Annotated in this window: 1 protein-coding gene; it reads left to right on the top strand. The window is 59.8% G+C overall.

Annotated elements, in window-relative coordinates; translation table 11 throughout:
- Window positions 1-321, top strand: a 321-nt coding sequence (locus BG74_RS16060; RefSeq protein WP_305809564.1) for a DNA polymerase III subunit delta' C-terminal domain-containing protein, incomplete at both ends; no start/stop codon positions are given.

Raw genomic sequence — 321 nt, forward strand, 5'->3', positions numbered from 1 at the left:
TATTTTCTGCTGGTTTGTGAAACGCCGGCACGTCTGTTACCGACTCTGAGAAGCCGATGTCTCTATTGGCCGCTGCCGGCCCCGAATGAGGCGTTCGGACTGAGCTGGTTACGGCAGGTAGGCCATGACGAGTCACTGTCGGTCCGCGCTGCGATTCGCCTGTGCGCCAACGCGCCGTTGGCGGCGGAGATCTTGCTGCAGCCGGCGCGCTGGCAGGCGCGGCTGGCACTGTGCGCAGCATTGCAAGATGCGCTTGCCAACAGTGATTTTTTGGCTCTTTTGCCAGCTCTAAATCGGGATAAAGATGACGAGCCGCTGCAT

Source organism: Sodalis-like endosymbiont of Proechinophthirus fluctus, assembly GCF_001602625.1.
Taxonomy (GTDB): Bacteria; Pseudomonadota; Gammaproteobacteria; order Enterobacterales; family Enterobacteriaceae.